Below are 8,341 nucleotides of genomic sequence, written 5' to 3' on the forward strand. Positions count from 1 at the left end.
TCGGCGTTTCTTCGACCATGGCCGCAAATTCGAACATATCCATGTCGGCCATCCCGCCGGTGGCATGGCGGCCATCAAGATATTCGCGGAACAGGGCGTATTGCTCTTCGGTCGCCCAAGGCGATGTTGCGCGGCGGTGCAGGTGGGCGGCGCGTCTGGCGACACGGCGCTGGCTGCGGCTGGGTGAAAACTTGGACACATTGATGCGGGCGGACATGCAGGCTGAACATTCCGCACAGGATGGGCGGTAAAGGACATTCTGCGACCGGCGAAACCCCTGCTTTGACAGGCTGTCATTCAGCTTGGTCGCCATATCGCCTTGCAACGCGGTGAACAATTTCCGCTCCATCCGGCCCGCAAGATAAGGGCAGGGCTGGGGGGCAGTCACATAGAACTGCGGCGCAATTGGCAGTGTGTGGCGCATGGAACATCCGGTTGGTTTGGCGAAAGCTTAACAATCTGCTCACCATAGGCCAAGCCCCCATTAAGGCGTGTCTAGCGGTAGGAATTGATCGCCTCGGTGCCGAGGACAAGATCGGTCAGACCTTGGCCGCGCCGGGTGATCAACATCATGATGATCGAAATCAGTTGCAACGGCGCAATCGTGATACTGATCGTATAGCCAAGTGTATGGGCAAGGGCCAAACCAGAGCCGAGCGGTGCGCCACGGTGGTCACGAAAGTGGATACCCACCATGCGCATACCCCAAGTCGATGATCCGCCTGCCAACGTGAGCCAGCGATAAATGAACCCCACGACGAGCATCAGGAAGGGAAAGAAGAAAATGCCCGTAAAGGCCGTGAACGGCAGGACCAGCGCACAGAGCATGGCGATCAGCACCACATCAAACAGCCAGGCGATGCCGCGCTTGATAGTGACACCGTCATAAAGATACGGGTCAAAATCTTCGTGGATGGCGTCATCGGGCGGCAGGGTCATTTGGGCACTCTTCGATTGAATTGATATCAAAGAGGATGGCTTGCCGGGGAACGCAAGCCACCCTCGGGGGCGGGCCTGCACTTATGCAGTTGCAGGGCCGGTGTCGTCGTCGTCGGTGTTTGTCGTCTTCTTGGCGCGGTCGTCCATGAACTGGTCGAACTCTGCCTTGTCCTTGGCGTCGCGCAGGCGCTTGAGGAAGGCCTCGAATTTGTCCTGTTCTTCTTCCAGACGGCGCAGGGTTTCGGTCTTATAGGCGTCGAAGGCGCTGTTGCCGGATGATTTACCCATGTGGCGGGCGCGGCTGCGGGACATTGCGTTGCAGGACGAATTGAACATGCGTTTGCTCCAGATCATATAGGCAAGAAGGGCAAGGCCGATGGGCCAGAAAAGGATGAAGCCTGCGACCATGGCGGCGATCCAGGCGCCTTTGCCGCGCTCGTCAAGCCAGTTCTCGGCGCGGGCGAAAAACCCGGGCTTGTGATTCATAGCCATCGGGGACTGGGAAGTGGCGGTGTTCATGGTTGGGCTCCTTCGTTATCTGCTTGCGTTAGATGTGAATGATCTTCACATGACCGATATCGGAAGTTGGGATCCCCGCTTCAAGATCAAATGTAAATGTTTTTTACATTGACTTTAATTATGGCGTAAAATCAGGGGTTTGTGCTCTGAAAGTTTTTCAGATTTGGCTGGATCAATCTGGAAAATGCGGCATTTTGTTCCCCCTCACCGCTTGCACCGCCCGGAATGCCGCCAGTCCGGAGTGGAAAAGCGCGGCTATCACCCGTTTGCGACTTTTACTCATGTTCATCCTGTCCTTTTCGGGTGGTTTCGCTGCACGATCTGCATTGACCAGAGCGGATGTGCGCCGCAGTGTGAGGCCATGTCATTCACCACGCGCATCACCCGTTTCCCCACCCCTTACGACGCTGATCGCGGGCAGGACGCACGCGAACTGTTCCCCTCTGCCGGCCCCGTCATTGCGAGGTTGCTTGCCGGAACGGCAGGGTGCAGCCCCTATCTGGCCGAATTGCTGCGCCGCGAGGCGGATTGGATCGAACCGGCGCTCGAAGAACCCGAAGAGGCCATTGACGCGTTGCTTGCGGACATTCCGGCGCTTGGGGTGAATGATCTGGCAGCGGGGTTGCGGCAAGCCAAGCGTCGGGTGGCGCTGTTGACGGCTTTGGCCGATCTTGGTGGCGTGTGGCCGTTGGAGACTGTGACACAGGTCCTGACAGATTTTGCCGATGCCGCTGTGCAAGTGACGGTGACCCGACTGGTTGCGGCAGAAGTCGCGCGCGGCAAGCTGCCCTCTGACGGTGATCCGGCGGATGCAGGCGGCATGGTCGTTCTGGCGATGGGCAAGATGGGTGCGGGCGAATTGAATTATTCCTCCGATATCGACCTGATCTGCCTTTTCGATGAAACCCGCTTTGACCCCGATGATTATCATGAAGTGCGCAGCGCGTTCATCCGCGTGACCCGCAGAATGACAGCGATTCTTTCGGATGTGCGTGAAGGTGGATATGTGTTTCGCACCGACCTGCGGTTGCGCCCGGATGCATCGGTGACCCCGGTTTGCCTGTCGATGGAAACGGCGGAACGCTATTATGAAAGTGTCGGGCGCACGTGGGAAAGGGCCGCGTTCATCAAGGCGCGGGTCTGTGCGGGCGACCAGAATGCGGGTGTGCGGTTTCTCGAAACGCTCCGGCCTTTCGTCTGGCGCAAGCATCTGGATTTCGCAGCCATTCAGGACGCCCATGATATGCGGCTGAAAATCCGTGACCACAAAGGGTTGCACGGGCCATTGGTCCTTGAAGGGCACAACATGAAACTGGGGCGCGGCGGTATCCGCGAGATCGAATTTTTCACCCAGACGCGGCAGTTGATTGCAGGCGGTCGCGATCCGTCACTGCGGGCAAGCACGACGCGGGATGGCCTCAAGGCACTGGCGGCGGCCGGTTGGATACCGGCGGATGTGGCGGACCGTTTGTACGATCACTACCGGTATCACCGCGAAGTCGAGCACCGTTTGCAGATGATCAACGATGCGCAGACCCAGACCCTGCCTGTGGATGCGGCGGGTTTCGCGCGGCTTGCAGCCTTTATGGGGCAGGATGTTGCAGGTTTGCGCGCGGATTTGCACGACAGGGTGGAGGATGTTCACAAGCTGACCGAAGGGTTCTTTGCACCTGATGAGCCTGATGCCGGTCCAGCCGTTCCGGAATGGGGCCAAGAGGTGGTCGCGCGCTGGCATAGCTATCCCGCGCTGCGGTCTGCGCGCGCCTGTGAAATCTTTGCGCGTATCACGCCTGTCATCATGGCGCGCCTGCAAGAAGCCGCCAAACCCCAAGAAGCGCTGACCCAATTCGACAGGTTTCTGGCAGGGTTGCCAGCCGGTGTGCAGCTCTTTTCGCTTTTTGAGGCCAACCCGCAGTTGACCCAGTTGATCGTCGATATCTGTGCGACGGCCCCCGCGCTTGCCCGCCACCTGTCGCGTCATCCAGGGGTGCTTGATGCGGTGATTGGGGGCGCATTCTTTACGGAATGGCCCGGCAAGGCGGTCCTGACCGCCGAACTCGCCGCGCTTCTGGATGGTATCGACGATTATGAAACGCAGCTTTTGACGGCCCGGCGTTGGACAAATGAATGGCATTTCCGGATCGGCGTACACTTTTTGCGCAATCTGATCGATGCGGACGAATGCGGCATTCAATATGCCGACCTTGCACAGGCGGCGGTGGCCGCAGTCTGGCCGGCTGTCGCGCAGGAGTTTGCGCGCAAACACGGGGCCATGCCCGGGCGTGGGGGGGCGATTATTGCAATGGGGTCGCTTGGGGCGGGGCGGCTGACCGCTACCTCCGATCTGGACCTGATCATGGTCTATGATGCGCAAGGGGCCGAGAGCTCTGAAGGGCGGCGGCCGCTTGCGACCCGTACCTATTTTGCGCGGCTGACGCAGGCTTTGATCACGGCGCTCAGCGTGCAAATGGCGGAAGGCCGGCTTTATGAGGTGGACATGCGCTTGCGTCCGTCAGGCCGACAGGGGCCGGTGGCCACATCGCTGGCGGCGTTCAAGGATTATCAACAGAACCAGGCTTGGACATGGGAACATCTTGCGCTGACACGCGCGCGCGCGATATCCGGTGATGAAAGCCTTTGTCAGGAAATCGAGGCGTTTCGTCGGGCAGTATTGGAGCGGAAATCCAAGGGTCCAACGATCTTGTCGGATGTGGCGGACATGCGGGCGCGTATTGCCGCGCAAAAGACACCCACTTCAGACTGGGATGCCAAGGTCGGGCGGGGGCGGATGCAGGATATCGAACTGTTTGCCCAGACCGTTGCGCTCAAGGTTGGCTGCACAGCGGTCGACACAAAGGGCCAATTGGATGCGGGTGTCGTGGATGGATGGTTGGATGCCGCAGACGGCAGGGCGCTGCAGGAGGCTTTCACTCTCTATTGGCAAGTGCAGACAGCGTTGCGGTTTCTGGCTGGGATGCAAGGCGATCTGAAAAATCTTTCAGAAGGAGCGAGGCGTTTGATTTTGCGGGAAACAGGATCAGCTGAGGTGTCCTCTGTGCTGAGGCGTCTAGAGGAATCGCAGCAAACCGCTGCATCGATCATAGATCGCTGCTTGGTGCAGACATGACCGCAGAACCCCACTTTGACCCCAAGGGCCTGATCCGCGAATCCTTTGCCATCGAGGGAATTACCGCACCGGAGTGTCGCAGCATTTTTCTGGATTGGGCCTTGGGATTACCACAAGAGCGCGATGTCCGCATCGAAGTGCAAAAGTTGATTGCACACTATGCGCCGTTAGTACCCGATCGGCATCCGATGCTCGAAACGTTGCGTGCCGCATTGCACGAACCCGCCACGCCACGTCGCCGTGGTGGCCGTAGTGGACGGTTTTAGAAAGTTGCATTCGGCGTAAGACGCTTTGTGAAATCAAAGGGGTGTGGCTAGAAATCCTCCCAATCTGGTTGCGCGGATGTGTTTGCCGCAACCGGGTGGTCACGTCGTTGTGGTGATATCGCTTTCGGCGCATGGACTTTCGGGACATGTGTTTGTGCAATTGCATTCGCAAGGACGGTGCTGGCCTCATAAGGGGGTGGCGGTGCATCGGCCACGGGTGACACCTTGAACTGGCGTATCAGCGTGCTCAACCTGTCGGTTTCGGTGGCAAGGGCATCGCCGCGGGTGATCGATTCTTGCACCATGGCAGCATTTTGTTGCGTGACCTGATCCAACTGGTTCACGCCCATGTTGATCTCGGACAGGCCAATGGCCTGTTCTTCTGCACTTGTCGCGATCTGGGATGTCATGGAGGAAATATCGTTGACCTGTGTGATAATCTCGGACAGGGCCTTGCCCGCATTTCCCACCAGTTGCGTGCCTTGTGCCACATGCCGCGAGCTGTTTTCGATCAAGGCGGAAATTTCTTTGGCGGCATCGGCGGATCGTTGCGCCAAAGCGCGGACTTCCGATGCGACAACGGCAAATCCTCTGCCGGATTCGCCGGCACGCGCCGCTTCGACCCCGGCGTTCAGCGCCAGAAGATTGGTCTGAAATGCAATGTCGTCTATCACACCAATCACCTGTGTGATCTGTTTGGATGACTGGGCGATCTCGTCCATGGCACCTACGGCCTGAGCGACGATATTGCCGTTTGTCGTGGCCTCTGCCCGCGCCCTTGCGACAGAGCTGTCGACGGATTTCGCATGTTCAGCCGCAGATTTGACACTCGCCGTGAGTTCATCGAGTGCCGCTGCGGTTTCTTCCAGTGTCGCAGCCTGATTTTCGGTGCGTTGCGAAAGATCCGCGGTGGCCTTATTGCTGTCGTTGGTTGTTGTTTCTATCCGTTTCGCGGTCTCTGCGACACGGAATATAGCAGATTGCAGGGCGCTCAATGCAGTGTTGAAATTTGTGCGCAGCTCTTCATATTCTTCAGAAAACAGGTCGTGGATTTGCGCAGTCAGGTCGCGATCTGCAAGCAGTGCCAGTTCCGACTTCATCGTTTTAACCACTGCATCTTGTTGTTCACGCAGTCTGGCACGTTCGGCCGATGCCTCCTCGCGTTCAATCTGCGCGTCGCGGAAAACCAGCAATGCACGTGCCATGCGTCCCAATGCGTGTTTGTGATCGGTGCCCGTTATCTCAAGGTCATTATCGCCTGCTGCCAGTCTGTCTGTCGTGTCTGCAAGACGCGATACCGATCCGGTAATCCAGCGCCCGATCACCAGTGATGCGATGACGGCAACGATGCCGGTAATAACACCGACAATCGGAATGATCGTTTGCAACTGCCTTGAGATCGCCGTGCCGCTTGGTCCCAACCGGGCTTGATGCCGTGCAATTTCGTCTGCCATTTGGTCAAATCCCGCGTCGACCTCTGGCCCGATCCGCCCGAGCACGTCGTCTTGCACTTGGGCCACGGACGCCGCAATCTGTGAATATCTTTCGATTTTGCCGGAAAAGCCATCAACCGCCTCGACAAGTTCGGCCACTTGTGCGGCGACCGGCCCACGCGTGTAGAGTGCCTGCATTTGCCGCAAGGTCAGGTCCAGCGCAGCGCATGCCTCAATAAAGGTTTTAACATCTTCGGTTGCGCCTGTCAGGATGACCTGCTTGCTTTGCACAACGGTTGTCATTGCGGCCTGCAACACCCGCCCGCCAGAGGTGACGACCAGCGGATTTCCATTCTGGACGGAGGTCGAAAACAAGGCGTTTGCGCTGTCTTTGATCGTCGTCGATTGCAATCCGATGTCAGAGAGCATTGCGCGCGCGTCCGCCAACTGACCGGCAAGGACCACAAAGCGGTCTTTGTAGAGCCCTGTCAATTCGGTCAGGCGTATCAATTCCTGACCATGGTCCGTCATGCTGTCGAAATCATCGACAAGTGCGGCATTATTCAACACCTCGTCAAGATTGACGATAACCTTCTCGCGTTCCATGGAAGACGGATTTTCCACATAGCGCAACGTGGCGATTTTTGCCTCGAACAGGTCTTCCATCGCGGCGCGCACCGCAGCTGATTGCTGCGATGCGGCCTGATATCCCGAATAGCTGTTCCCCAGCGCCCCGACCGCACGCTGCGAAAATACCGCCAAGCCGACAAGCATAAGTGTCAGAATGACAAATCCACTGCTGATCCGTCTTGAAATTGGCCATGATTCCAGCATTGCGCGCTCCGTACCGTGTCGCAGCAACGTCTAGGGACAATTCCCTAATAGCTAGTGAAGTGCCCGCAGATTACGACAAGGCGGCGGCTTCGACCGCGAGGGCGGTGATGCCATCCCAGTCGCCTGCAAGCACTTTGTCCTTGGGGGCCACCCATGAACCGCCCACGCAGAGCGTGTTGCTTAAGCTTAGGTAATCATGCGCGTTTTTCAGGCTGATACCCCCTGTCGGGCAGAATTTTATCTGCGGGATCGGCGCACCGATGGCCTTGAGCGCGGGTGCGCCACCGTTGACCTCGGCGGGAAAGAATTTTTGCACGGTATAGCCGCGTTCAAGCAGGCGCATTGCCTCGGAGGCCGTTGCCACGCCGGGCAAGAGCGGCAGGTCGTTGGCTTCGCAGGCGTCGAGCAGCAGATCGGTCGCGCCGGGCGAAACGCCGAAAGTGGCACCTGCGGCCTTGGCGTTTTCGACATCCTTGGGTGTGAGCAAAGTACCCGCACCCACGACACCGCCGGGGACAGCAGCCATTTCGCGAATGGCGTCAAGGGCGGCAGGCGTGCGCAGCGTGACTTCAAGCGCGGGCAGGCCACCCTTGACCAATGCGCGGGCGAGGTCTGCCGCGATGCCGGCGTCATCGACGACGAGAACGGGCACGACAGGCGCCAGAAGGCAGACTTTTTCGGCTGCGGCTGAGGCGGCTTGGGGGGTCATGGTGTCATTCCTTGCGTGTGGTGCCGGTTGCGGGGGCAGATGCCTCCGGCGGGAGTTTTTGGGCCAAGATGAAGCGGGCAGCCGCCTAGACGACGACGCCTGCGCCTTCGGCGGCGAGGCCGACATTCTGGCGGAAAACCTCGAAGAGTTCGCGTCCGACGCCGGTGCCATTGCCGCTGAGATCGGCCTTGGCCGGGGTGCGGGTGGACAGATCGACGCCCTTGACTTCGATTGTGCCGGTCGTCGCGTCGAGCCGGATGATATCGCCGTCACGGATCAGGGCGATCGGCCCGTCATCGGCCGCTTCGGGGCAGACGTGAATAGCCGAGGGCACTTTACCGGATGCGCCAGACATCCGCCCGTCAGTGACGAGCGCCACCTTGAGCCCGCGATCTTGCAGCACGGCGAGTGTCGGGGTCAGCCCGTGCAGTTCGGGCATCCCGTTGGACTTGGGCCCCTGAAAACGCACGACGATGATGGTGTCTTGGGTGAATTCGCCTGCCTTGAAGGCGTC

The 8,341-nt window shown here is 58.9% G+C and carries 7 protein-coding genes and 1 pseudogene; 2 read left to right on the forward strand and 6 right to left on the reverse strand.

Translation table 11 applies throughout. The annotated features are described in order from the left end of the window. The 3 genes and pseudogenes from R6T97_RS17450 to R6T97_RS17460 form a co-directional block, all read right to left on the reverse strand. Positions 1–424 (reverse strand): annotated as a pseudogene (locus R6T97_RS17450) (arginyltransferase); the annotation flags it as partial. Positions 425–495: 71 nt separating this feature from the next. Then, a complete protein-coding gene (locus R6T97_RS17455; protein ID WP_410350554.1) occupies positions 496–939 on the reverse strand; it encodes an RDD family protein in 444 nt (147 codons plus the stop codon). A gap of 81 nt (positions 940–1,020) precedes the next feature. Continuing rightward, positions 1,021–1,458 carry a DUF2852 domain-containing protein gene (locus R6T97_RS17460; RefSeq protein WP_410350555.1) on the reverse strand — a complete coding sequence of 146 codons (438 nt, stop codon included), beginning with the start codon at positions 1,456–1,458 and terminating at the stop codon, positions 1,021–1,023. Between the two features lie 361 nt (positions 1,459–1,819). On the opposite strand from R6T97_RS17460, the gene R6T97_RS17465 reads away from it, so the two are divergent. After that, on the forward strand, positions 1,820–4,585 hold the full coding sequence (locus R6T97_RS17465) for a glutamine-synthetase adenylyltransferase (protein WP_410350556.1): 2,766 nt from the start codon (positions 1,820–1,822) through the stop codon (positions 4,583–4,585). Continuing rightward, positions 4,582–4,851: a hypothetical protein gene (locus tag R6T97_RS17470; protein WP_410350557.1), complete on the forward strand. Its 270-nt coding sequence runs from the start codon at positions 4,582–4,584 to the stop codon at positions 4,849–4,851. The genes R6T97_RS17465 and R6T97_RS17470 overlap by 4 nt, the downstream gene beginning before the upstream one ends. Before the next feature lie 47 nt (positions 4,852–4,898). Here the strand turns inward: R6T97_RS17470 and R6T97_RS17475 are convergent, their stop codons facing one another. The 3 genes from R6T97_RS17475 to R6T97_RS17485 all read right to left on the reverse strand — a co-directional run. After that, positions 4,899–7,118, reverse strand: coding sequence for a methyl-accepting chemotaxis protein (locus tag R6T97_RS17475; protein ID WP_410350558.1), 2,220 nt, complete (start codon positions 7,116–7,118; stop codon positions 4,899–4,901). 70 nt (positions 7,119–7,188) lie between these two features. Beyond that, on the reverse strand, positions 7,189–7,827 hold the full coding sequence (eda, locus tag R6T97_RS17480) for a bifunctional 4-hydroxy-2-oxoglutarate aldolase/2-dehydro-3-deoxy-phosphogluconate aldolase (RefSeq protein ID WP_410350559.1): 639 nt from the start codon (positions 7,825–7,827) through the stop codon (positions 7,189–7,191). An 85-nt stretch (positions 7,828–7,912) separates the two neighbouring features. Then, a partial coding sequence (locus tag R6T97_RS17485) for a dihydroxy-acid dehydratase (RefSeq protein WP_410350560.1) occupies positions 7,913–8,341 on the reverse strand: 429 nt, incomplete at its 5' end.

It is taken from the genome of Yoonia sp. (assembly GCF_046498525.1).
GTDB lineage: Bacteria > Pseudomonadota > Alphaproteobacteria > Rhodobacterales > Rhodobacteraceae > Yoonia.

What these genes read in the sequence shown, in the direction of transcription:
- R6T97_RS17460 (WP_410350555.1), bottom strand. Translation starts at nt 1,458, where the DNA reads ATGAACACCGCCACTTCCCAGTCCCCGATGGCTATGAATCACAAGCCC.
- R6T97_RS17470 (WP_410350557.1), top strand. Translation starts at nt 4,582, where the DNA reads ATGACCGCAGAACCCCACTTTGACCCCAAGGGCCTGATCCGCGAATCC.
- R6T97_RS17465 (WP_410350556.1), top strand. Translation starts at nt 1,820, where the DNA reads ATGTCATTCACCACGCGCATCACCCGTTTCCCCACCCCTTACGACGCT.
- eda (WP_410350559.1), bottom strand. Translation starts at nt 7,827, where the DNA reads ATGACCCCCCAAGCCGCCTCAGCCGCAGCCGAAAAAGTCTGCCTTCTG.
- R6T97_RS17455 (WP_410350554.1), bottom strand. Translation starts at nt 939, where the DNA reads ATGACCCTGCCGCCCGATGACGCCATCCACGAAGATTTTGACCCGTAT.
- R6T97_RS17475 (WP_410350558.1), bottom strand. Translation starts at nt 7,118, where the DNA reads ATGCTGGAATCATGGCCAATTTCAAGACGGATCAGCAGTGGATTTGTC.